Consider the following 22,386-nt stretch of genomic DNA (forward strand, 5'->3'; position numbering starts at 1 on the left):
GCAATGTTCTTCTATCTCTCCAAGGTATTCTGGTTCTTCGTCCAACCACTCAACCTGGCGATCTTCCTGCTGCTTGCCGGCTTGCTCGCGGCGCTGATCGGCCGCCGGCGATTGGCGGCGACGGGCAGTGTGTTCGCCTTCCTGATTCTGGCGCTGTCGGCCTGGACGTCGCTTGGCGCCATGATGCTCAATCCGCTCGAAGAGCGCTTCCCAAAGCCGCCGCTGCCGCGGAAGGTCGACGGCATTGTCGTGCTCGGCGGCGGCTTCGAGGGCGCCATCAACTTGGCGCGCGGCGGCTATGAGCTGAATTCCGGCGGCGACCGCATGGTCGAGGCGGCGATCCTTGCCCGGCGCTTTCCCGAGGCGAAAGTGGTTATCTCGGGCGGCACCGGTGAACTGTTCATCGATGGCGAGGGGGATGCGGCCACCGCGCCGCGGCTGCTCGGTGCGCTTGGCGTCGACGCCGATCGCCTGATGCTCGAGAGCAAATCCCGCAACACCTATGAGAATGCCGTCTTAACCAAGGAACTGGTAACGCCGAAATCGGGCGAAACCTGGCTGCTGGTGACCTCCGCCTTCCACATGCCGCGCGCCAAGGCGCTGTTCGACAAGGCCGGCTTTCACACGGTCCCGTGGCCGGTCGACTATCGCACCTCGGGCAAGGAAGGCTTTGGCCTGTTTCGCGACAACGCACCCGATTCGCTGCAGACCACGACCATGGCGATCCGCGAATGGATCGGGCTCGCCGCCTATTGGCTATCGGGCCGGATCGACCAGCTTTTCCCCGGCCCGGGCGGCTGACCGATCACCGCTTGTCGCGCCGCTGAAAAGAACTGGCGCCGCACCAGCACCGCCAGAAGCAGCAGCGTCGACAGCACGAACACGATCGGGTCGACGAACCAGCCGAGATAGCCGATCGAGAAGAACACCGCGCGCAGGCCTGAATTGAAATGCTTGCCGGCCAGCATGTTCATGCGCGCCGCGCGCCACACCGCCGTTTCGCTGACCGGGTTGCGTGACGCCTCGCCATAGGGGATCGGCACCGCGCCGATCAGGATCGTGCAGTAGTTGAACAGACGGTAGGCCCAGCCGAACTTGAAGAAGGCGAAGGCCAGGATCAGCACCAGGCCAAAGACCTTGATCTGAAAGGCGGAGCGCGATGAGGTCGCGTTCAACGGCAGATCGTTCAGCACGGCAAGGACCTGATCCGAGGCGCCAAGCAGCGCGAAACAGCCACCGAGCGCAATCAGCGAACTGGAGGCGAAAAAGGCGGTGCCTTGCTGCAGGCCGCTCATGATGGCGGTGTCGACGATGCGGATTTCGCGCTCGGCCATGGTGCGCATCCAGGCCTCGCGCTGCACGTTCATGGCCATCGTCAACGACACCCGGCTGACCAGTCTGCCGTCGGACGCCAGCGTATGCAGCAACCATGCGAGCAGGAAGAAAGCCAGCGCCGCCAGATCAGCCGTCGACAGATGGAAGGAATCGCCCATGCCCCCTTTTACCACAGGCAAAGCGGTCAGTTCGATGCTCCATGCATGCCGCCCAGAAGTGAGCTGCGGTTCTGGGACAACGACATGCATTGAAACAAGAACTTAAAGCGCGTCGCATGAATCCGTTTCAGCGCGACGCGCTTTCAGCCGGTGATGTCGCTGCCGGAGCAAACAAGGTCGGCAGGTGCAGCGCCGCAATCCGCAAAACAGCACAAACATCATGGAAAGTCCTATATGTAGGTCTTGATCCCATTCCCGGAGACGGCGCAGCGTGTTTCTTTCGGTTTTCGACTTGTTCAAGATCGGCATCGGACCGTCGAGTTCGCACACGATGGGACCGATGACGGCGGCGCGGCGGTTTCTCGACGAGATCGCCGGCGATGACTGGCCGCGCCCGGCCGGCGTCAAGGTCGATCGCATTGGCGCCAGCCTGCACGGCTCGCTCGCCTATACCGGTATCGGCCATGGCTCGGATCGCGCCGTTGTCCTCGGACTTGCTGGCCTGACACCGCAGACGGTCGATCCCGATCAGGCCGAGGGAATCGCCACGCGCATCGCCGCCGAGAAGCGGATATCGCCACGCGGCCATCCCTCCTATCGCTTCGACCCGGCGACGGATCTGGTGCTCGACCGCAAGACGCCGCTCACCGGCCACGCCAACGGCATGGCCTTCTACGCTTACGATGCCGGCGACCGGCTGCTGCTCAAGCGCATCTACTATTCCATCGGCGGCGGCTTCGTGGTGTCCGAGGAAGAGCTGCAGCGGATGAAGGTGAAGGGCTCGGTGACCACAGAAGGCAAGAAGGTGCCCTATCCCTTCAAGAATGCCGTCGAGATGCTGAAGATGGCAGGCAAAAGCGGCCTGTCTATCGCCGACATGAAGCGCATCAATGAAGAGACGCATATGTCGCGCGAGGAGCTCGACAGCGGCCTTGATGCGATCTGGGGCGCCATGAAGGGCTGCATCGACCGCGGCCTGTCGCAGGACGGCATCATGCCGGGCGGGCTGAAAGTGCGCCGTCGTGCCCGCATGCTGCACGACAAGCTGCAGGAGCAATGGCAGCAGAACAAGCCCAACCCTTTGCTGGCCAATGACTGGCTGTCGATCTACGCCATGGCGGTGAACGAAGAGAACGCCGCCGGTGGACGCGTCGTCACCGCGCCGACCAATGGCGCGGCCGGCACATTGCCGGCGGTGCTGCGTTACTGGCTGCATTTCCACCCCGAGGCCGACCAGCCGAGCATCCGCGACTTCCTGCTCACGGCGGCCGCCGTCGGCGGCATCATCAAGACCAATGCCTCGATCTCCGGCGCCGAAGTCGGCTGCCAGGGCGAGGTCGGCTCGGCCTCGGCGATGGCTGCCGCGGGTCTCTGCGCCGTCATGGGCGGCACGCCCGAGCAGGTCGAGAACGCCGCCGAAATCGCGCTCGAACATCATCTCGGCATGACTTGCGATCCGGTCGGCGGTCTGGTCCAGGTGCCTTGCATCGAGCGCAATGCGCTCGGCGCCGTCAAGGCGGTCACCGCCGCCTCTCTGGCGATCAAAGGCGACGGCGTCCATTTCGTGCCGCTCGACGCCGCGATCGAAACAATGCGCCAGACGGGCCTCGACATGAACGAGAAGTACAAGGAAACCAGCCTTGGTGGGCTCGCCGTCAATGTCGTGGAATGCTGACCGCGCAACGCCACTGGCACTGTGGAGAAGTCGGGCAGGGCCGTTGACGCAATCGCGCGCCGGACTAAACCTTAAGCGATGGCACTCAATCTCCTAAAACTGTGCGTCGGTTGCGACAGCGTCGAGGACCTCGAAGAATGGATCGCCTTCCGCCTCGATGAGCGCCGCCGCGCCGGCGAACCCGCCGAGCACTGGCACACAACCCGCATGGTGCCGACGCGCGGCGCCGAGGTCACCGATGGCGGTTCGCTTTATTGGGTGATCAAGGGCAGCGTGCAATGCCGCCAGCTGATCACTGATATCAGGCCCTTCACCGACGACGAAGGCATCGGCCGTTGCCGCCTGATGCTCGACCTCGACGTGGTGCGCACCGACTGGCAGCCGCGCCGCGCCTTCCAGGGCTGGCGTTATCTCAAACCGTCGGATGCGCCCGCAGATATCGGCAAGGGCAAGGCCGGAATGGTCGAGATGCCGCCAAAACTGAAGCGCGAGCTCGCCGATCTGGGCTTGCTGTAGAGCCAAGGGCGCGGCCGCTTCTCCCAGAGCGTCGAGCGCTGGCCCTTCATCTTGTCCAAGGCTGGACTTGCAAGGGGGCCGACAACGCCACATCTTGCTTCCTATGAGCGACAAGAAGCAGCGCGTGCCCGCCAGGGCCGATCCTGCGCCGGTCAAGCCTCAATCCAATGCCGGCGAGATCGACGCCTTTATCCGTCAGGCCCGGACGCTTGCCGCGTCCGCGACCGGCTCCGGGCGGCTGATCCTTGCGCTCGACGCCACGATGAGCCGCCAGCCGACCTGGGATCTCGCCACCAAGCTGCAGGGCGAAATGTTCGACGCCGTCGGCAAGGCCGGAACTCTCAGCGTCCAACTGGCCTATTTTCGCGGGTTGGGCGAGTGCCGCTCGTCGGCTTTTGTCGCCGACACCAATGCCCTGAAGCAGCTGATGACGCGGATCGACTGCCGTGCCGGCCACACCCAGATCGGCAAGGTGCTGGCGCATGCGCTGAAGGAAACGGCGGCGGCCAAGGTCAACGCTCTGGTCTATATCGGCGACGCCATGGAAGAGGATATCGACGACCTGGCGCAGAGGGCCGGCAGCCTCGGTCTGCACGGCGTTCCCGTCTTCGTCTTCCAGGAGGGCCATGATCCCGGCGCAGAAAAGGCGTTCAAGGAGATTGCGCGGCTGTCCAAAGGGGCTTGGTTCCGATTTGATCGGCGGGCTGCCGCGACCTTGGCCGGGCTGCTTTCAGCGGTCGCCGTCTATGCGACGGGTGGATTGAAGGCGCTCGAGGCAAGGGACAGGCCGGGAGACCGGCTGCTGATCGAGCATCTCAGGGGCGGCGGGAATTGATGGGCGCTATCATTGCACTTGTTGCACTGTTTCTGGTGCTGCTCGGCGCGGCGACGATCTTTGTCCGCGCCGATGCGCAAAAACTGGCAAGCGGCATGCGCACGCTCGGGCCGGTGCTTCTGGCGCTGGTCGGGCTCGCCGTGCTGGTGGTCGGGCGCGAAGGCATTGCCGGCCTCATTCTGGCCGCGGCCCTTGCCTGGTACGGTTCGGTGCGAATGAAGCAGCCGTCGGTCGGGCCGGCGCCCGGCAAGCGCTCGACGGTGCGGACCGCCGCACTGGAAATGGAGCTTGATCACGATACGGGCGGGCTTGAAGGCCTGGTTCTGGCCGGCCGCCATGAAGGCAAGATGCTGGGCGCGATGGGCCTGGCCGAGCTGCAGCAGCTTTACCGCGAACTCCCCGGCGACCCGGAGAGCCGCCAGCTCCTAGAGACGTATCTTGACGGCCGTTTTCCCGTCTGGCGCAAAGACGCTGAGGCGAACGGTGGCGAAGGGTTGGGTGTTGCGCCAGGTGCGGGCGCCATGACTAAGGAGGAGGCCTACAAGATCCTTGGTCTTGAAGCGGGGGCCGCCGCGGCGGATGTCCGCAAGGCGCACCGCCGCCTGATGCAGCGCCTGCACCCCGACATCGGCGGCACGTCTTTCCTGGCGGCGCGGATCAACGAAGCCAAGGACGTCTTGCTCTCCAATCACAACTAGTCTCCTTCGACGCAGTAAATTTCCGGGAGATGGTTCCGACGCCGCCCTACTGTTGGACTGCGTAGCAGGCGATTTTCTTTTTCTTCAGGGCATTGCAGGCGTTCCAGGCCGCGTCCTTCGAGCCGAAGCCGCCGAACCGGGCGCGGTAATAGGTCTCGCCATCCTTCTCGAAGGCGACGGTGAAACCGGAAGCAGCCGCAAGAACCTTGGGCGCCTGCTTGGCGGTCTTGTCGAGGAAAGCCTGGGCTTCGGACTGCTTGGGCGACGACGCCACCTGCACCGCCCAACCAGCCGGCACCGAGGCCGTGTTGACCGGGTCGACCGCCTGTGGGGATGCAGGCGTGGGTTCGGCGTAGGCAGCCACAATCTGCGCAGTTTCGACCTTCGGCGCCGTCACGATGACGGTCTTGACCTTCCTGGTCTTGACGGCGGGGGCGGGCTCTTCGACCGCGGCCACCGTCTGTTCGTCGGCAGACTGCCCTTCAGCAGACTGCTCGTCAGCGGATGTCGGATCGTCATTGGACGCTACGGCATCGTCTTCAACCATCGGCTTGTCATCCGGCGTCGGCGCGTCATGCTTGGGCAGGAAGACCTTGGCCAGCGCCTTGACCGGATTGTCGCCGCCGGCCTTGGCGACCAGTGCGCCGCCGCCGCGGGTCGATGCGCGCGGCATGTAGGCGTTGATCAGGCCGGCCATCTGGTTGTCGCGGCTGCGCCCCGAAGTGCCGCCCATGACGACGGCTACGAGGCGGCGGTTGCCATCCGAAACCGACGAGACCAGGTTGAAGCCGGAGGCGCGGGTATAGCCGGTCTTGATGCCGTCGACGCCCTTGATGCGGCCGAGCAGGCGGTTGTGGCCATTGATGCGCTGGCGGCCGTAAAGGAAGGAGCGCTGCGAGAAATAGCCGTAATACTGCGGATAATGTTCCCTGAGCGCTATGCCAAGCATCGCCATGTCGTGGGCGGTTGTGAACTGGCCGGGATCGGGCAGGCCGTTGGCATTGCGAAACACGGTGCCGTCCATGCCGAGCGCGCGCGCCTTAGCGGTCATCATGCGGGCGAAATTGCTTTCGCTGCCGCCGAGCAGTTCGCCGAGCGCGGTCGCCGAATCATTGGCCGACTTGGTCACCATCGACAGGATGGCGGTCTCGACCGAAACCGCTCCGCCCGCCTTGACGCCGAGCTTGGTCGGCGGTTCGGCCGCCGCTTTGGCCGAGAACGGCACGGGCGTGTTCCTGCTGATCCGGCCCTTCGCCATGGCCTCGAAGGTCAGATAGAGCGTCATCATCTTGGTCAGCGACGCCGGGTAGCGCCGGCCGTTGGCATCGGACGAATAAAGCACCTTGCCGGTCTTGGCGTCGACGACGATCGCCGAAGACCTGGCGGCCATCGAGGACGCGGCATCCGCAACGACAAATGACATCGCCAATGCGAGGATCATGATCGTTTTGAGGGAAGATGCGGATTTTGAACCGAAGACCGACAACGCCTGACGCACTGATAGTTCCTTTGAAACTCATTGCCCTGGAGGCGGCAAAGGGATCCGACCTCACTTGTCGTCAAACTATCGCGGCCAGCGTTACCAATCCGTTTATGGTAACCGGCGCGTTCACCATTTTCCTCGGGCTTGAGCCTTTCTTTATTCGAATTTTAGCTGTTGCCGGCGCAGCGCGGCCTGATGCCGCTGAAATCTTGACTTTTGTGCAGCGCACAATATATTCTCGTGCATTGCACAACCGCGCTCAGGCAAGGGCGCTTCAAAACGCCAAGGGAAACGTCAAATGACCCAGACCTACGAGGACTTCTCGAAATACGGCAAGGAGTTTGCCGATACCGGATTGAAGAGCTTCACCTCGCTCTCCAAGGGCGCGCAGGCGATCGCCACTGAAGCTGGCGAATACACCAAGAAGAGCTTCGAAGCCGGCAGCGCCGCGGTCGAAAAGCTGTTCTCCGCCAAGTCGCTGGAAAAGGCGGTCGAGATCCAGTCCGACTTCGCCAAGCAGAGCTATGAGAGCTTCGTTGCCGAGGCGACCAAGTTCGGCGATCTCTATGCCGATCTCGCCAAGGAGGCTTACAAGCCCTTCGAATCGATTGTCGCCAAGGCGAAATAATTTCGCTCGAGAATACCAGGCACGGCCTTTCGGGCTTGCAAAACAGACCCGGTCGCGGATGCGCGGCCGGGTTTTTTCATGCCGGTTTCAATTCCGGGGCTTTGGCGGTTCACGATTTTGAAAATCGCCTCGGTTTGCCCACCTAGCCATATTGTCAGCTAACAAGAAGGGCTTAAAATCGTCCATCGAACACCTACATATCGAACTCGCCATGGGGATTCGAAAGAGGCAGGATTACGTGACTTCAGGTTTGACTGCCACAACAAGTGTGGTGCGGATGCAAAGTGACGGCGACGGCAATGAGGCCGGTCGCGGCACAGCCGTCATTACGCGCACCAAGACCAAGACCAAGAAGCCCAGCCTTTACAGGGTCCTCATCCTCAACGACGACTATACGCCCATGGAGTTCGTGGTTCACGTCCTGGAGCGTTTTTTTCAAAAGGACCGCGAAGCCGCCACACGCATCATGCTTCATGTTCACAATCATGGGGTGGGCGAGTGCGGGGTCTATACATTCGAGGTGGCCGAGACCAAAGTGTCTCAGGTCATGGATTTCGCCCGACAGAATCAGCATCCGCTGCAATGCGTGATGGAGAAGAAGTGAGGTAACATGCCGGCTTTCTCCCAAGGCCTGGAAAAGGCGCTTCACCAGGCGCTGACGCTCGCCAATGAGCGGCACCATGAATATGCAACCCTAGAACATCTGCTGCTCGCCCTCATCGACGACACCGAGGCGGCCGCCGTTATGCGCGCCTGCAACGTCGATCTCGACGAGCTGAAGCACACCGTTCTGACCTATATCGACACCGAACTCGACAATCTGGTCACCGGTTACGATGAGGATTCCAAGCCGACCGCCGGCTTCCAGCGCGTCATCCAGCGCGCCGTGATCCATGTGCAGTCATCCGGCCGCGAGGAAGTGTCCGGCGCCAACGTGCTCGTCGCCATCTTTGCCGAGCGCGAGAGCCATGCCGCTTATTTCCTGCAGGAACAGCAGATGACCCGCTACGACGCGGTCAACTACATCTCGCACGGCATCGCCAAGCGCCCCGGCGCATCGGAGACGCGCTCGCCGCGCGGCGCCGATGACGAGCAGGGCGGCCAGAACGGCGCCGAGCCGCAGGAGGAAGGCGGCAAGAAGAAGCAGCAGCAGGATGCGCTGACGGCTTATTGCGTCAACCTCAACAATAAGGCCAAGGCCGGCAAGATCGATCCGCTGATCGGCCGGGAGAGCGAAATCAACCGCACCATCCAGGTGCTGTGCCGCCGCTCCAAGAACAACCCGCTCTATGTCGGCGATCCCGGCGTCGGCAAGACGGCGATTGCCGAAGGCCTGGCCAAGCGCATCGTCGAAGGCGATGTGCCCGAAGTGCTGCAGGACGCCACCATTTTCGCGCTCGACATGGGCACGCTGTTGGCCGGCACGCGCTACCGTGGCGATTTCGAAGAGCGGCTGAAGCAGGTCGTCAAGGAGCTCGAGGATTATCCGGGCGCCGTGCTGTTCATCGACGAGATCCACACCGTCATCGGCGCCGGTGCGACGTCCGGCGGCGCGATGGATGCGTCGAACCTGTTGAAGCCGGCGCTGTCTTCGGGTGCCATCCGCTGCATCGGCTCGACCACTTACAAGGAGTTCCGCCAGTTCTTCGAGAAGGACCGCGCTCTGGTGCGGCGCTTCCAGAAGATCGACGTCAACGAGCCGACCATCGAGGACGCCATCGAGATCATGAAGGGCCTCAAGCCCTATTATGAGGAATTCCACAAGGTGAAGTTCACCAACGAGGCGATCAAGGCTTCGGTGGAACTGTCGGCCCGCTACATCAACGACCGCAAGCTGCCGGACAAGGCGATCGACGTGATCGACGAGACCGGCGCCTCGCAGATGCTGGTGCCGGAAGCCAAGCGCAAGAAGACGATCGGCATCAAGGAGATCGAAGCCACGATCGCCACGATGGCCCGCATCCCGCCGAAGACGGTTTCGGCAGACGACGAGAAGGTGCTGCAAGGCCTCGACATCGAGCTGAAGCGCGTCGTCTATGGCCAGGACACCGCCATCACCGCGCTGACCTCGGCGATCAAGCTGGCGCGTGCCGGCCTGCGCGAACCGGAAAAGCCGATCGGCTCCTACCTGTTCTCAGGCCCGACCGGCGTCGGCAAGACCGAAGTCGCCAAGCAGTTGGCTGCCTCGCTCGGCGTCGAGCTGATCCGCTTCGACATGTCGGAATATATGGAACGCCACACCGTCTCGCGGTTGATCGGCGCGCCTCCCGGCTATGTCGGCTTCGACCAGGGCGGCTTGTTGACCGACGGGGTCGACCAGCATCCGCACTGCGTGCTCTTGCTGGATGAAGTCGAGAAGGCGCATCCGGACCTGTTCAACATCCTGTTGCAGGTCATGGACCACGGCAAGCTGACCGACCACAACGGCAAGCAGATCGACTTCCGCAATGTCATCCTTATCATGACCACCAATGCGGGCGCATCCGATGCGCAGCGCGCGGCGATCGGTTTCGGATCGACCAAGCGCGAAGGCGACGATGTCGAGGCCATCAACCGGTTGTTCACGCCGGAGTTCCGCAACCGTCTCGATGCGATCATCCCGTTCGGCTCGCTGCCGGTGCCGGTCATCCATCAGGTGGTGCAGAAGTTCGTCATGCAGCTCGAGGCCCAGCTCTCCGAGCGGGGCGTCACCTTCGACCTGTCGTCCGACGCGATCGCCTGGCTGGCCGACAAGGGCTATGATGAGCGCATGGGTGCGCGGCCGCTCGGCCGGGTCATCCAGGAGCACATCAAGAAGCCGTTGGCCGACGAGGTGCTGTTCGGCAAGCTCAAGAAGGGCGGCACGGTGCGCGTCACTGTCGAGAAGAAGGAAACCGGCGAAACCGGCCTGAAACTCGAATCACTGGCCGACGAAGCCCCGGTGCAGCCGAAGCAGGAGCCGGAAGAGACGCCGAAAGCCCGCAAGGCGGTGGCCAAGAAGCCCGTCGCCAAGAAGGCCGTGGCGCAGAAGCCTCAGCCCAAGGGCAAGGACGAGCCTGAGCCGAAGGGCAAGGATGGCGGCAAGCGCAGCCTGGTGCCGCAACTGCCGCGCAAGAGCTGAAAGGTTCGCCTATGAAAAAAGGGCCCGGTGACGGGCCCTTTTTTCATTGGCTGGCCGGTTTGCCGACACAGCGCCCCTGCTTTTCAGGTCAGATGCTGTTAGGTCAGGCGGCGCCGCCCTCGGGTGCAAACTTGCCCAGGAAGTACCCGCACGCCTTCCAGATGGCGATCGAAATCAGAACGCTCGCATAGCCATCCACGGCATAATGCCAGCCAAGGACGACCGAGCCGACCATGATGATTGCGGCGAACGCCCACATCAAAAGGCCGGCCAACCGTGAGCGGCGTGTTGCATAAAGTGCGAAAAGCACCGCCATCGCCACATGCATGGACGGGAAGGCGGATATGCCGAGACTGCCTGGCGTCGCCCCGATATAGCCGCTCCACACAATGTCCTGCGCAAGGTGAAAAAAGCTGCCGAGTGCAGCCATCGATCCAGAAAGCGAAAAGAAGGTATTGGGCATAGTCTTCCAGCACGCCGAAATCCGGCATGTTTCCGGTGCGCAGGCCGACCGCGGCTGCCAAAAGCAGGGCAGCGATGGCCATCGCTTGCAGCAGGCGGTGTCGCCGGTACGCGTCGGCCAAGGTGCGCAGAAAGGCCCGCCCGGCAGCTGCTTCTACCAACGGCTCTGATGTCGCAACCGAATGTTTCCACGATTTTGAAAACCCAAACGCATCCCGGTACGGCGCGCGTTATCACGGGTGGTTTGATATTTCCCTAACCGACGTAATGGATTGTGGCTGAGCTCATCGGCTTGAGGCGCACGCCACCTCAACCGTTCAGCGCTGCCCGGATCCTGGCCGCGTTCTCAGTCAGCAGTTCGGGCTTCTCCATCTGTCCCGTATGCGGCTTGAGCGCGATGCCTTCGAACCGCGGGATGACATGGACATGCAGGTGGTAGACGGTCTGGCCAGACGCCGGTTCGTTGAACTGCAGGATGGTGACCCCGTCAGCGCCGAAAGCCTTTTTGACCGCCAGCGCCACCTTTTGGACCGTGGTGAACAGCCGGCCGAGCGTCGCCGGATCGGCATCGAGCAGATTGCGCGACGGTGCTTTGGGGACCACCAGCGTGTGACCGGGGCCTTGCGGCATCACATCCATGAAGGCGACCACGGCATCATCCTCGTAGACGCGGTGCGACGAGATTTCGCCGCGCAGGATCTTCGCGAAGATATTGCTGGGGTCGTAGGCCTCGGTCATGGCGGCGCTCCGGGAGTATGCTCCCGGTGTAGCGAAGCTGTCCCGGACCGGCAAGATGGTCCGGCGATATCGACAGGCGAGGGCAGGGGCGGATCGCTATTCCTCAAGATCCTTGCGGAACGGCGTATGCTCTTCCAGGATTTCGCCCATCCGCTCGACCTCGCGGCGTTCCCGCCGGAGATAGTCGGCCACAGCATTGCGCAGGCCGGGATGTGCGATGTAGTGCGCCGAATGCATAGTCACGGGACGATAGCCGCGCGCCAGCTTGTGCTCACCCTGCGCGCCGGCCTCGACCACCTTCAGCTTACGCTCGATGGCGAAGTCGATGGCCTGATGGTAGCAAACTTCGAAATGCAGGAACGGGTGGTCCTCGATGCAGCCCCAATTGCGGCCGTAGAGCGCATCGGAGCCGATGAAGTTGATGGCGCCGGCGACATAGCGGCCATTGCGCTTGGCCATGATCAACAGGATGTCCTGGGACATGCGCTCGCCGATCAGCGAGAAGAACTTGCGGTTGAGATAGGGCCGGCCCCATTTGCGGCTGCCGGTGTCCATATAGAAGGCGAAGAAATCGTCCCAGGCCCTTTCGGTCAGGTCCTTGCCGGTCAGCCGGTCGATCGAGATATCGTTGGCGAGCGCCTCGCGCCGCTCCTTCTTCATCGCCTTGCGCTTGCGCGATGCCAGCGTAGCGAGGAAATCGTCATAGGTCGAAAAGCCTTCGTTGAAGAAGTGGAACTGCTGGTCAGTGCGGTGCAGGAAGCCGGCTGCTTCCAGCGTTGCAACGTCGCTTTCACTGGCGAAGGTGACATGCGCGGACGACACGCCGAGCTTTTCCGTCACCGCCTTCAGGCCCGCTGCGAGACCGGCCTTCACAATGGCGCTGTCCTCGCCTTTGCTGACCAGCAGGCGAGGGCCGGTGACCGGAGAGAACGGCACGGCGCATTGCAGTTTCGGATAGTAGTTGCCGCCGGCGCGTTCGAACGCATCGGACCAGCCGTGGTCGAAGACATATTCGCCCTGGCTGTGCGATTTGAGATAGCAGGGCACGGCGCCCAGCAATCTGCCTTGGGCATTTTCCAGTCTGAGATGATGACCTTGCCAGCCGGTACGCCGCACGGCGCAGCCGGAATCTTCAAGCGCGCTCAGAAAAGCATATGAAACGAGAGGGTTATAGCCATTTTCTGTGTCGCTGCGGGTTGTGCCGGTAAAGCCGTTCCACTCATCGCAGGTGAAGGCATTGATGCCGGCGGCAACGCGGATGGAAAACTCCGCATTCGCCGTTTGCCCGTCACCTTCATCACCCTGATCCATGGGGCTTATTTAAGCTCTGTCGGGGCCGCTACAAGTCACGTTTCAGGCACTTCCATCAGGCGACATTGACCAGATCGGGTTCGAACCCTTCGAACGTCATCTGGTCGGCGTATTTGAAGGTGAGATCCACCGCCGGCTGGTCATGCACCGTCCAGGTGATGACAGGCATTTTAAGCCTTTCGCGCACGAAGCTGACGAACGGGTTCGGCAGATCGCCCGCGGCATAGGAGGTGAAGGCGAGGTCATGTGCCAGCATGGCAAAATGCGCCTCGATCAACTGATTGTCCCTGCCGTAGGCGGTCAGCCCACCCGGAATGCCAGGCGCATCCTTGGGGAAGTCGCGGACCAGCCAGTGGTCGAACGACATGATCGCCGCCTTGCCCTTGTAGCGCTCCAGCATCTTGCCGACGCTTGCCACCAAGCCCTCGTCGTAACCGGGCACACCCTTCAGTTCGACAACCATCGGCACACGGCCGTCGACCAGGTCGAGCGCTTCTTGCAGTGTCGGCACATGGTCCTTGGTGCCGCCGATCCTGAGCGCCGCCAGTTCCGCTGCCGTGCGCTGCCAGACGAAGCCGTCCTGGCCGGTCAACCGCCTGAGATCGCCGTCATGAATGATGACGGGGACGCGGTCGGACGACAAATGCACGTCGCATTCGATCGCATAGCCGCGCTCGGCGGCAGCAGCGAAGGCCGACAGCGTGTTTTCCCAGCGCGTCTTGTTCATGTCGTGAAAGCCGCGATGCGCCACCGGGCGGGCGGTCAGCCAGGAAAGGTCGGTCATTGTCTTGGTCCTGCTCATGCGACCTCGAAGACGGCTTCGATTTCCACTGCGGCATTAAGCGGCAGACAGGCGGTGCCGACGGCGGAGCGGGCATGCTTGCCGCGCTCGCCAAGGGCCGCGACCAGGAAATCGGAGGCGCCATTGGCGACCAGATGCTGCTCGACGAAATCCGGCACTGATGCAACAAAGACGGTGATCTTGACCAGCCGCTGGATTTTTTCGAGATCGCCAAGTGCTGCTTTTGCCTGCGCCAAGATGTTGATTGCACAGTACTTTGCGCCTTCCTTGCCGGTTGCCGTGTCGACGTCGCGGCCGAGGAGGCCGCTTGCCTGCAGCTTGCCGTCCTTGAGCGGCAACTGCCCGGCGGTGAACAAAAGATTGCCGGACCTGCAATAGGGCACATAGTTCGCGGCGGGCGCTGCGGCGGCAGGTATCGTCACGCCGAGATCGCTTAGCCGCTTTTCGATTGTTTCACTCATGGTATTTCCCTATTGCTTGGAGACGCCGCGCTGGCCGGGCCGAAATTGCTATTTTTGCCTCGCTTCCGCCACGACTTTTTTTAAGCTGGACCATCTTTACCTGCGGCCTGCCATCGGCTGCGACGATCGGAGCCCCTTATGCGCGCAACGCGCCTTGCCTTCCACGCCGTTCTCGTTCCGGTGCTGTTCTCGATGGCTCCGGCCTTTGCCGTGCCGGCGCTGCAGGCGCATCGCGCCGTCTACGATCTTACCCTCGACAAGGCGTCGGACCGCTCGGGCATCACCGGCATTTCCGGCCGCATGGTCTATGAGTTCAACGGCTCGCCCTGCGAGGGCTATACGGTAAAATTCCGTTTCGTCACCCAGATCGCCACCGGCGACAACACCAGGCTGACCGACCAGCAGACGACCACGTTCGAGGACGCCGAAGGCAAGACCTTCTCGTTCGTGACCAAATCCTTCGTCGACCAGAACCTCGACAAGGAGGTCAAGGGCACCGCCACGAAAGAGACCAAGGGCCTCAAGGTCGACATCGACAAGCCCGAGAAGAACAGCCTGGAACTCGCCGCCACTCAGTTCCCGACCCAGCATCTGGTCGAACTGATCGGCAAGGCCGAGAAGGGCGAGAATTTCTACGAAACCAGCCTGTTCGACGGTTCGGAGGATGCCAACAAGGTGATGACCACCACCGTCATCGTCGGCAAGAAGGCCGAGGGCGACAAGGCCGACCCCGAAGCGCCGGCGCTGGCCAGGCTTGCCGGCGACAAATACTGGCCGGTCGACATCGCCTATTTCGACGAGACCGACAAATCGGGCGAAGAGGTGCCGGAATACCGCATCAGCTTCAAGCTGCACGAGAACGGCATCACCCGCGACCTCACAATGGACTATGGCGAGTTCTCGATGACCGGAAAGCTGGTCAACCTGTCGCTGTTCGATCAGACCAAGCCTTGCCCGGTCTCGAAATAGCAACAATGCGGCGCTGGCCACGGCAGGCTTGATGGCAGTTCCCGATGGCGGTCTATGTCGATGCGGCGATCTGGAAATGGGCAGGCCATCGCTGGTGCCACCTGATGGCCGACGATACGGACGAACTGCATCGTTTCGCCGCCGAGCTTGGCGTCAAGCGTTCGTCCTACCAGGGGCCGCCCAGGACATCGGCGCCGCACTATGACATAACCGGCTTCGAGCGCGACCGGGCGGTGCGGCTCGGCGCCATCGAATGCAGCCGCGAGGAGATCGTTGCGATCTTCAGGCGCGTACGGGTACCCAACGGAAAGGGCCGATCGTGACGCTAACGGCATTCCTGGCTTATTGCCTTGCCATCACACTTGCCGCCGCCACGCCGGGACCGGCGATGTTCACGGTGATCACCAACGGCGTGGCACGCGGCTTCCTGCGTGCGTTCGTCGCCGGAATGGGCATTGCCGCCGGTGATGCCGTGCTGGTCACCCTGGCACTGCTCGGGCTGGTGGCGCTGGCCCAGACCTTCGAATGGGTGTTTCTCCTGTTGAAATACGCCGGTGCGGCCTACCTGATTTTCCTCGGCATCAAGATGTGGCGGGCCGCGGCCGCGCAATCGGCCGCGCAAGGAATCCCCCAAACCGGATTGTCGCGGTCGTTCCTGCTTGGCGCCTCCGTGGCGCTCGGCAACCCGAAGGCGATCCTGTTCCACGCCTCGATCATGCCGCTGATCCTCAACCTCGACACCATGACGTTTGCCGACGGCCTGCTGGTGGTGGCAGTCGTCGTCGGCGCCAATATTCTCACCATGGGCATCTACGCCGCGCTGGCGGGCAGGGCATCCGGCTGGCTCAGGACGCCCGAACGCATGCGGCTGATTAACCGGTTCGCCGGCAGCGCCATGATCGGCACCGGAGCGCTGATTGCCGCACGCTGAGCGATGAAGCACCTCACCGCTTGCGTTTGCAGCGCTTCCCCTCTATATGCGCGCTCATTCCACACACGGACTTTGGTGTCTGCCCGGGAGAAATCCGGCTGAAACCTCCGGTGGCGTTCGAGGACAAAGTCCAAAAATGCCTGTGTCCGTGGAGGCTAACCGGAAAAGGAACTAAGAATGGCACTGCCTGATTTCAGCATGCGCCAGCTTTTGGAAGCTGGCATTCACTTCGGCCACCAGACCCACCGCTGGAACCCGAAGATGGCGCCTTACATCTACGGCGCCCGCAACAACATCCACATCATCGACCTGTCGCAGACGGTGCCTTTGCTGCACCAGGCTCTGAAGCAGGTTTCCGACACCGTTGCCAAGGGCGGCCGCGTGCTGTTCGTCGGCACCAAGCGCCAGGCGTCCGACATCGTCGCCGACGCCGCACAGCGTTCGGCCCAATACTATGTCAACTCGCGTTGGCTCGGCGGCATGCTGACCAACTGGAAGACGATCTCGAATTCGATCCAGCGCCTGCGCAAGCTCGACGAGATGCTGGCCGGTGAGGCCCAGGGCCTGACCAAGAAGGAACGCCTGAACCTCGACCGCGAGCGCGAGAAGCTCGACAAGGCGCTCGGCGGTATCAAGGACATGGGCTCGACCCCCGACCTGATGTTCGTCATCGACACCAACAAGGAAGCGATCGCCATTCTCGAGGCCAAGCGCCTCGGCATTCCGGTCGTCGCCATCATCGATTCGAACTGCGATCCGGACAAGATCGACTTCCCGATCCCCGGTAATGACGACGCGGCGCGCGCCATCCAGCTCTATTGCGACCTGATCGCCAAGGCTGCCATCGACGGCATCGCCCGCCAGCAGGGCGCGCTCGGCGTCGACATCGGCGCCTCGGTCGAAGCTCCGGTCGAACCGGCGCTTGATCCGGCTCCGGCCCCGGCTGCGGACGCTCCGGAAGCTTGACAGTCGAAGGCCGGTTGCGGCCTTCATCATTCTCATATTTGGCACGCTAGACGGACGCATCACCGAGTACCGGTGGTGCGTCGGTGCATTTAAAACAAAGAGGCGACAATGAGCATTTCGGCTGCACAGGTCAAAGAACTCCGCGACTTGACCGGCGCGGGCATGATGGACTGCAAGGCGGCGTTGACCGAGACCAACGGCAACATCGAAGAGGCCGTCGACTGGCTGCGCAAGAAGGGCATTTCCAAGGCCGACAAGAAGGCTGGCCGTACTGCCGCCGAAGGCCTGATCGGCGTCGACTCCGGCGTCCGCGAGGCCGCCATCGTCGAGGTTAACTCCGAGACCGATTTCGTGGCCCGCAACGAGCAGTTCCAGGAGATCGTTCGCAATGTCGCCAAGGTCGCGCTTGCTTATGGCACGACGGAGGCTGTCTCTGCCGCAAAGTATCCGGGTTCGGACAAGTCGGTCACCGACACCATCAAGGACGCCGTTGGCACCATTGGCGAGAACATGAGCTTCCGCCGTTCGGCCAAGCTCACCGTCCCGCACGGTGCTGTCGCAACCTACGTCCACAATGCGGTTGCCGATGGTCTTGGCAAGCTCGGCGTTCTGGTCGCGATCGAGACGACGGGCAATGAGCATGCCGCCAACGCCTTTGGCCGCCAGGTCGCCATGCATGTCGCTGCCACCAACCCGCTGGCGTTGACCGCCGAGCAGATCGATCCGGCAGCGGTCGAGCGCGAGAAGGCGATCTTCGCCGACCAGGCGCGCCAGTCCGGCAAGCCGGAAGCGATCATCGAAAAGATGGTCGAAGGCCGCCTGCGCAAGTTCTACGAGGAAGTCGTGCTCCTCAAGCAGGCCTTCGTGCTCAATCCCGACATCACTGTCGAGCAGGCGCTGAAGGATGCCGAGAAGGACATCGGCGCTCCGGCCAAGATCTCCGCCTATCTGCGCTTTGCGCTGGGCGAAGGCATCAAAAAGGAAGAGACCGATTTCGCGGCGGAAGTCGCGGCGGCGGTGAAGAAGTAGTTTTAAAAATAGCCCCTAAAAGGGCTTCTCAGCTCAGGCAACTCGGCCGGGTGTCCGCAAGGATGCTCGGCCGATTTCTTGTGCGGTGTCGATGAAGGCCCTGAGCTTTGGCGCCGTTGACGCCCTGCGCGGGAAGTAAAGGAAGAGGCCGGGCTCCTCGATCGCCGTTTGCGGCAGGATCTGAACGAGGCGGCCGGCGGCCAATTCCGCGCGCACCAGCGGCTCGAACACATAGGTCAGCCCGACGCCGGCAAGCGCAAGGTCGATCGCGGCCAGCGAATCGGTGACGATGACCGTACCCTTCGTCTCGGCCACCACATCCTTGCCGTCCTCGGTCAGGTCCCAGCGATAGAGTGCGCCGGAGCGCACAAGCCGGTAGCCGATGCAATTGTGGTCCGAAAGATCCGCCACACCGCGCGGACGGCCATGCCGGCCGACATAGGCGGGGGAGGCGACGATCACGGCGTTGAATGGCGGCGTCAGCCGGACCGTGACCATGTCCTGTGCGATCATCTCGCCCAGCCGGATGCCGGCATCAAAACCCTCGCCGACAATGTCCACCAGCCCCTGGTCGGTGAGCAATTCGATGGTCACATCAGGATAGCGTTCAGCCATCGCGGCGGCCACGGGAGTGACGGCAAGTGGAACGGCGATGTTGGGAACGTTCAACCTGAGCAAGCCGGAGGGCCGGCCCTTGATGGCTCGGATGCGGTCCATCCGGTCGGCGATATCCTGGAGGGCAGGGGCTGCCGTGTCCACCAGCGCCTTGCCGGCTTCCGTCAGCGAGACGCTGCGCGTGGTGCGCGCAAACAGCGGCTGGCCGATCCGCTCCTCCACGAGGCGCACCGCATGGCTGACGGCAGATGGGGACATGCCCAGTTCGGCCGCGGCAAGCGCAAAGCCGCCGCGTCGGGCAACGGCGACGATGACAGGCAAATGACTGAGCAGATCCCGGTCCATTCATGCATGATATCGCATAGTCCTTGCGAACACTTCAATCTTCTCGATGCCGACAGGCTGACCCATATTGCCATCACAGAAGCACAAAGGAGAAGAGAGATGGATGCCTTGAAACACGCTACCTTCGCCGCAGGCCTTGCCCTAGCGCCGGTCGATGCCGGCGGCGCCGAGCCGTCCGGTTGGCGCGCGCTCGCCGACGAACGCGCCGTCATCCGCATCGCCGACGCCATCGACCGTGCCGTCGATGCGCAGGACTGGAAGCTTGCCCGCTCCTATTTCGCCGAGCGTGTCACCGTCGACTTCAGCAGCCTGTCAGGACAGCCTGCCGCCACCATCCCCTCCGACAATCTGATCGGTACCTGGGCCGGCAACCTCAGGGGCAGCAAGACCAGCCTGCATCTGCGCACCAATCACCAGGTGATCTTTGAGGCGGACGCGGCGACCGTCTCTTCGAACGGCTATGCCTGGAACCGGATGGAAGGCAATGGCGACCCGCTGTGGGAAGTCTGGGGCACCTACGAGCACCATCTGGTTCGCTCCGGGACCGGCTGGAAAGTCGACGGCTTCGTTTTCCGCGCCACGCATGAGCGCGGCAATCCCTGGGTCAAGATGACGCCTGGCCAGTGAGCCGGCGTCAAGAAATCAGGATAGGAAAAACACCATGACCATGAGCTATTACACACTGGGCAACAGCGGCCTGCGCGTCAGCCGGCTGGCACTGGGCACCATGACCTTTGGCACCGAATGGGGCTGGGGCGCGGACAGGGAAACCGCGCGCGCCATGGCCGACGCCTATGTCGAGGCCGGCGGCAATTTCTTCGACACCGCCGACCTCTACACCGGCGGCACAGCCGAAACCTGGCTCGGCGAATTCATCGCCGAGCGAGGCTTGCGCGACAGAGCGGTGATCGCCACGAAATTCACCTTCAACGCGGAGCCCGGCAATCCGAACGCCGGCGGCAATGGCCGCAAGAACATCTTGCGCGCCGTGGACGCTTCCCTGAAGCGGTTGGGCACTGATTATATCGACCTCTACCTCCTCCATGTCTGGGACGGGCTGACGCCGGCCGAGGAGGTCATGCGCACGATGGATGATCTCGTGCGTGCGGGCAAAATTCGCCATGTCGGCCTGTCCGATGTGCCGGCCTGGTATGCTGCCCGCGCGCAGACGATCGCCGAGTGGCGCGGCTACGAGCCGGTGTCGGCCCTGCAGCTTGAATATTCGCTGGCGGAGCGTTCGATCGAAAATGAGTTCGTGCCCTTCGGCACCCGCCATGGCGCAGGAATCATGGTGTGGAGCCCGCTGGCCAGCGGGCTGCTCAGCGGCAAGTACCGGCCGACGCAGGAAGGCCATGCCGGCCGGCTCGACGGCTTTCGCAACACCACTCATCCGGGGTTCCAGAAGTTCACCGAGCGCAACTGGGCGATCGTGGCGGAGCTCGAAAAAGTTGCCGCCGAACTCGGACGCAGCATGGCGCAGGTCGCGCTCAACTGGGTGGCAACGCAACCGGGCATCGCCACCGTGATTCTTGGCGCCACCAAGCTGGCGCAGTTGCAGGACAATCTGGCGGCGTTGGATTTCACTTTACCCGCCGAGCTTCGCGCGCGGCTGGATACGGTCAGCAAGACACCGCCGCCATTCCCGTACGCCTATTTCGGTTCCGACATACAAGCCCGGGTTACCGGCGGCGCCGTGACCGGCGACAAGCCGTTGGGTTATGCGCCGCCGCTGCTGGTCGACGGCGACGCCGTCAGCATCACCAGCAACTGACGGGCCGCGACGGGAAGGCGGAATTGGGCGAGGGGCGCCGCGTGACATCGCGGCGCCCTTCGTGTATCGGAACTCGGCATCGCGCCAGCGGCGGCGCCCGCGCGAGGGCGGCCTGCCCAGGCTGCCATACGCAACAATGACGAGGTCCAGATGACGGCAAAGCCCCTCTATCGACGTGTCCTGCTGAAAGCGTCGGGCGAAGCGTTGATGGGCGAGCAGCATTTCGGCATCGATGTCTCGGTGGTCGACCGAATCGCCGCCGACATCGCCGAAGCCCGCGCACTTGGTATCGAGGTCGGCGTCGTCATTGGCGGCGGCAATATCTTTCGCGGCGTGGCGGTGGCATCCAAGGGCGGCGACCGTGTCACCGGCGACCACATGGGCATGCTGGCTACCGTCATCAACTCGCTGGCGCTGCGCACCTCGCTGAACAAGATCGGCGTCGACGCCGTCGTGCTGTCGGCCATAGCCATGCCCGAACTTTGCGAGAGTTTTTCCCAGCGCCAGGCCACCGCCTATATGAACCAGGGCAAGGTCGTCATTTTCGCCGGCGGCACCGGCAATCCGTTCTTCACCACCGATTCGGCCGCGGCCTTGCGCGCCGCCGAGATCGGCGCCGACGCGCTGTTCAAGGGCACCCAGGTCGACGGCGTCTATTCGGCCGATCCCAAGAAGGATCCGAATGCGACCCGCTTCGAGCGCATCAGCCATGCCGAAGTCATCAACAAGGGCCTTTCGATCATGGATACCGCCGCAATTGCACTTGCGCGCGAAAACAACATCCCGATAATCGTCTATTCGATCCACGAAAAAGGTGGTTTCGGCGATATTCTGCGGGGCGGCGGCCGTTGCACGATCGTCGCCGACGAGTGACCCGGAGTATACTCTCCTAAAAAGGGGATCAGTTTTCGAAAGCGGGTCCGAATATAGGCCCTAAGCACTGAACCCGGATCAAACGGGTCGAGGAGACTAAGATGAGTGGTGAGTTCGACGACCTCAAGCGGCGCATGGATGGCGCGATCGCCGCCTTCAAGCACGATCTGGCTTCGCTGCGCACCGGCCGTGCCTCCAGCAATCTGCTCGACGCCATCCAGGTCCAGGCCTACGGCACCACCATGCCCATCAACCAGGTGGCGAACGTGTCGGTGCCGGAGCCGCGCATGATCTCGGTTTCGGTATGGGACAAGTCGATGGTCGGCGCGGTCGACCGTGCCATCAGAGAATCCAATCTCGGCTTCAATCCGATCGTCGACGGCACCAATCTCAGAATTCCGCTGCCCGAGCTCAACGAGCAGCGCCGCAAGGAACTGGTCAAGATTTCGCATGGCTACGCCGAGAACGCCCGCGTTGCGGTGCGCCATGTCCGTCGCGACGGCATGGACTTCTTGAAGAAGGCGGAAAAGGACGGCGACATCAGCGAGGACGATCAGCGCAAGCGCTCCGATCAGGTCCAGAAGCTGACCGACGAAACGATCAGCACCATCGATCACCTGCTTTCCGATAAGGAAGCTGAAATCATGCAGGTCTAGGGTCGGCCCACACCGGCCCGAAAGCGAGA

The 22,386-nt window shown here is 62.7% G+C and carries 26 protein-coding genes; 18 read left to right on the plus strand and 8 right to left on the minus strand.

Annotated elements, in window-relative coordinates:
* Positions 1–3: 3 nt before the first annotated feature.
* Positions 4–801, plus strand: a complete 798-nt coding sequence (locus ACYG97_RS08205) for a YdcF family protein (RefSeq protein WP_023734347.1) — start codon at positions 4–6, stop codon at positions 799–801.
* Here the strand turns inward: ACYG97_RS08205 and ACYG97_RS08210 are convergent.
* Positions 750–1,493: a DUF599 domain-containing protein gene (locus tag ACYG97_RS08210; protein ID WP_023671004.1), complete on the minus strand. Its 744-nt coding sequence runs from the start codon at positions 1,491–1,493 to the stop codon at positions 750–752. The two genes, ACYG97_RS08205 and ACYG97_RS08210, sit on opposite strands and share 52 nt — an antisense overlap.
* 271 nt (positions 1,494–1,764) lie before the next feature.
* Here ACYG97_RS08210 and ACYG97_RS08215 point away from each other — a divergent pair, with 271 nt between their 5' ends.
* The 4 genes from ACYG97_RS08215 to ACYG97_RS08230 all read left to right on the plus strand — a co-directional run bounded on the left by ACYG97_RS08215 (position 1,765) and on the right by ACYG97_RS08230 (position 5,217).
* Positions 1,765–3,168, plus strand: coding sequence for an L-serine ammonia-lyase (locus ACYG97_RS08215; RefSeq protein ID WP_023730130.1), 1,404 nt, complete (start codon positions 1,765–1,767; stop codon positions 3,166–3,168).
* A 78-nt stretch (positions 3,169–3,246) separates the two neighbouring features.
* Positions 3,247–3,684, plus strand: coding sequence for a DUF1489 family protein (locus tag ACYG97_RS08220; RefSeq protein ID WP_023671006.1), 438 nt, complete (start codon positions 3,247–3,249; stop codon positions 3,682–3,684).
* Positions 3,685–3,787: 103 nt separating this feature from the next.
* Positions 3,788–4,519 (plus strand): hypothetical protein, encoded by a 732-nt coding sequence (locus ACYG97_RS08225; protein ID WP_023671007.1) that lies wholly within the window; start codon positions 3,788–3,790, stop codon positions 4,517–4,519.
* Positions 4,519–5,217: a DnaJ domain-containing protein gene (locus ACYG97_RS08230; RefSeq protein ID WP_023671008.1), complete on the plus strand. Its 699-nt coding sequence runs from the start codon at positions 4,519–4,521 to the stop codon at positions 5,215–5,217. The genes ACYG97_RS08225 and ACYG97_RS08230 overlap by 1 nt, the downstream gene beginning before the upstream one ends.
* Before the next feature lie 46 nt (positions 5,218–5,263).
* On the opposite strand, the gene ACYG97_RS08235 is transcribed toward ACYG97_RS08230, so the two are convergent.
* Positions 5,264–6,658: an SPOR domain-containing protein gene (locus tag ACYG97_RS08235; RefSeq protein ID WP_373432842.1), complete on the minus strand. Its 1,395-nt coding sequence runs from the start codon at positions 6,656–6,658 to the stop codon at positions 5,264–5,266.
* Positions 6,659–6,726: 68 nt separating this feature from the next.
* Between ACYG97_RS08235 and ACYG97_RS08240 the strand changes: the two genes are divergently transcribed.
* The 4 genes from ACYG97_RS08240 to clpA all read left to right on the plus strand — a co-directional run bounded on the left by ACYG97_RS08240 (position 6,727) and on the right by clpA (position 10,428).
* Positions 6,727–7,002: a hypothetical protein gene (locus ACYG97_RS08240; protein ID WP_023726657.1), complete on the plus strand. Its 276-nt coding sequence runs from the start codon at positions 6,727–6,729 to the stop codon at positions 7,000–7,002.
* A complete protein-coding gene (locus ACYG97_RS08245) occupies positions 6,999–7,328 on the plus strand; it encodes a phasin family protein (RefSeq protein WP_023671011.1) in 330 nt (109 codons plus the stop codon). Before ACYG97_RS08240 ends, ACYG97_RS08245 begins: the two co-directional genes overlap by 4 nt.
* A gap of 277 nt (positions 7,329–7,605) precedes the next feature.
* A complete protein-coding gene (gene clpS / locus ACYG97_RS08250; RefSeq protein WP_023671012.1) occupies positions 7,606–7,932 on the plus strand; it encodes an ATP-dependent Clp protease adapter ClpS in 327 nt (108 codons plus the stop codon).
* Positions 7,933–7,938: 6 nt separating this feature from the next.
* Positions 7,939–10,428 (plus strand): ATP-dependent Clp protease ATP-binding subunit ClpA, encoded by a 2,490-nt coding sequence (clpA, locus tag ACYG97_RS08255; RefSeq protein WP_023684681.1) that lies wholly within the window; start codon positions 7,939–7,941, stop codon positions 10,426–10,428.
* A gap of 103 nt (positions 10,429–10,531) precedes the next feature.
* Here the strand turns inward: clpA and ACYG97_RS08260 are convergent, their stop codons facing one another.
* The 5 genes from ACYG97_RS08260 to ACYG97_RS08280 form a co-directional block, all read right to left on the minus strand.
* The gene (locus ACYG97_RS08260) at positions 10,532–10,858 is read right to left on the minus strand and encodes a phosphatase PAP2 family protein (RefSeq protein WP_023734348.1); all 327 of its coding nucleotides are present in this window, start codon (positions 10,856–10,858) and stop codon (positions 10,532–10,534) included.
* A 341-nt stretch (positions 10,859–11,199) separates the two neighbouring features.
* Positions 11,200–11,628: an HIT family protein gene (locus ACYG97_RS08265; RefSeq protein ID WP_023734350.1), complete on the minus strand. Its 429-nt coding sequence runs from the start codon at positions 11,626–11,628 to the stop codon at positions 11,200–11,202.
* A gap of 96 nt (positions 11,629–11,724) precedes the next feature.
* The gene (locus ACYG97_RS08270) at positions 11,725–12,939 is read right to left on the minus strand and encodes a GNAT family N-acetyltransferase (RefSeq protein ID WP_023734351.1); all 1,215 of its coding nucleotides are present in this window, start codon (positions 12,937–12,939) and stop codon (positions 11,725–11,727) included.
* Positions 12,940–12,994: 55 nt separating this feature from the next.
* On the minus strand, positions 12,995–13,723 hold the full coding sequence (locus tag ACYG97_RS08275; protein WP_023734352.1) for a glycerophosphodiester phosphodiesterase: 729 nt from the start codon (positions 13,721–13,723) through the stop codon (positions 12,995–12,997).
* A 14-nt stretch (positions 13,724–13,737) separates the two neighbouring features.
* Positions 13,738–14,202, minus strand: coding sequence for a RidA family protein (locus ACYG97_RS08280; protein WP_023693441.1), 465 nt, complete (start codon positions 14,200–14,202; stop codon positions 13,738–13,740).
* Between the two features lie 138 nt (positions 14,203–14,340).
* Here ACYG97_RS08280 and ACYG97_RS08285 point away from each other — a divergent pair, with 138 nt between their 5' ends.
* The 5 genes from ACYG97_RS08285 to tsf all read left to right on the plus strand — a co-directional run bounded on the left by ACYG97_RS08285 (position 14,341) and on the right by tsf (position 18,097).
* Positions 14,341–15,171 carry a cell envelope integrity EipB family protein gene (locus ACYG97_RS08285; RefSeq protein ID WP_023730122.1) on the plus strand — a complete coding sequence of 277 codons (831 nt, stop codon included), beginning with the start codon at positions 14,341–14,343 and terminating at the stop codon, positions 15,169–15,171.
* 44 nt (positions 15,172–15,215) lie between these two features.
* Entirely contained in the window at positions 15,216–15,494 is a 279-nt protein-coding gene (locus ACYG97_RS08290; RefSeq protein ID WP_023671020.1) for a DUF4031 domain-containing protein, read from the plus strand.
* Positions 15,491–16,102, plus strand: a complete 612-nt coding sequence (locus ACYG97_RS08295; protein WP_023730120.1) for a LysE family translocator — start codon at positions 15,491–15,493, stop codon at positions 16,100–16,102. The genes ACYG97_RS08290 and ACYG97_RS08295 overlap by 4 nt, the downstream gene beginning before the upstream one ends.
* Before the next feature lie 177 nt (positions 16,103–16,279).
* On the plus strand, positions 16,280–17,068 hold the full coding sequence (gene rpsB, locus ACYG97_RS08300; protein ID WP_023671022.1) for a 30S ribosomal protein S2: 789 nt from the start codon (positions 16,280–16,282) through the stop codon (positions 17,066–17,068).
* A gap of 108 nt (positions 17,069–17,176) precedes the next feature.
* Complete coding sequence (tsf, locus tag ACYG97_RS08305; RefSeq protein WP_023734353.1) at positions 17,177–18,097, plus strand: translation elongation factor Ts; 921 nt, start codon at positions 17,177–17,179, stop codon at positions 18,095–18,097.
* A gap of 33 nt (positions 18,098–18,130) precedes the next feature.
* On the opposite strand, the gene ACYG97_RS08310 is transcribed toward tsf, so the two are convergent.
* Positions 18,131–19,057: a LysR family transcriptional regulator gene (locus ACYG97_RS08310; RefSeq protein WP_023684689.1), complete on the minus strand. Its 927-nt coding sequence runs from the start codon at positions 19,055–19,057 to the stop codon at positions 18,131–18,133.
* Between the two features lie 99 nt (positions 19,058–19,156).
* Between ACYG97_RS08310 and ACYG97_RS08315 the strand changes: the two genes are divergently transcribed.
* From ACYG97_RS08315 to frr, 4 genes are all read left to right on the plus strand, one after another.
* A complete protein-coding gene (locus tag ACYG97_RS08315) occupies positions 19,157–19,684 on the plus strand; it encodes a nuclear transport factor 2 family protein (RefSeq protein ID WP_023734354.1) in 528 nt (175 codons plus the stop codon).
* A 34-nt stretch (positions 19,685–19,718) separates the two neighbouring features.
* Positions 19,719–20,828, plus strand: a complete 1,110-nt coding sequence (locus tag ACYG97_RS08320; protein ID WP_023730118.1) for an aldo/keto reductase — start codon at positions 19,719–19,721, stop codon at positions 20,826–20,828.
* 150 nt (positions 20,829–20,978) lie between these two features.
* Entirely contained in the window at positions 20,979–21,701 is a 723-nt protein-coding gene (gene pyrH, locus ACYG97_RS08325) for a UMP kinase (RefSeq protein WP_023671026.1), read from the plus strand.
* Between the two features lie 101 nt (positions 21,702–21,802).
* Positions 21,803–22,357: a ribosome recycling factor gene (gene frr, locus ACYG97_RS08330; RefSeq protein WP_023671027.1), complete on the plus strand. Its 555-nt coding sequence runs from the start codon at positions 21,803–21,805 to the stop codon at positions 22,355–22,357.
* Positions 22,358–22,386 lie beyond the last annotated feature (29 nt).

It is taken from the genome of Mesorhizobium sp. W067 (genome assembly GCF_054719525.1).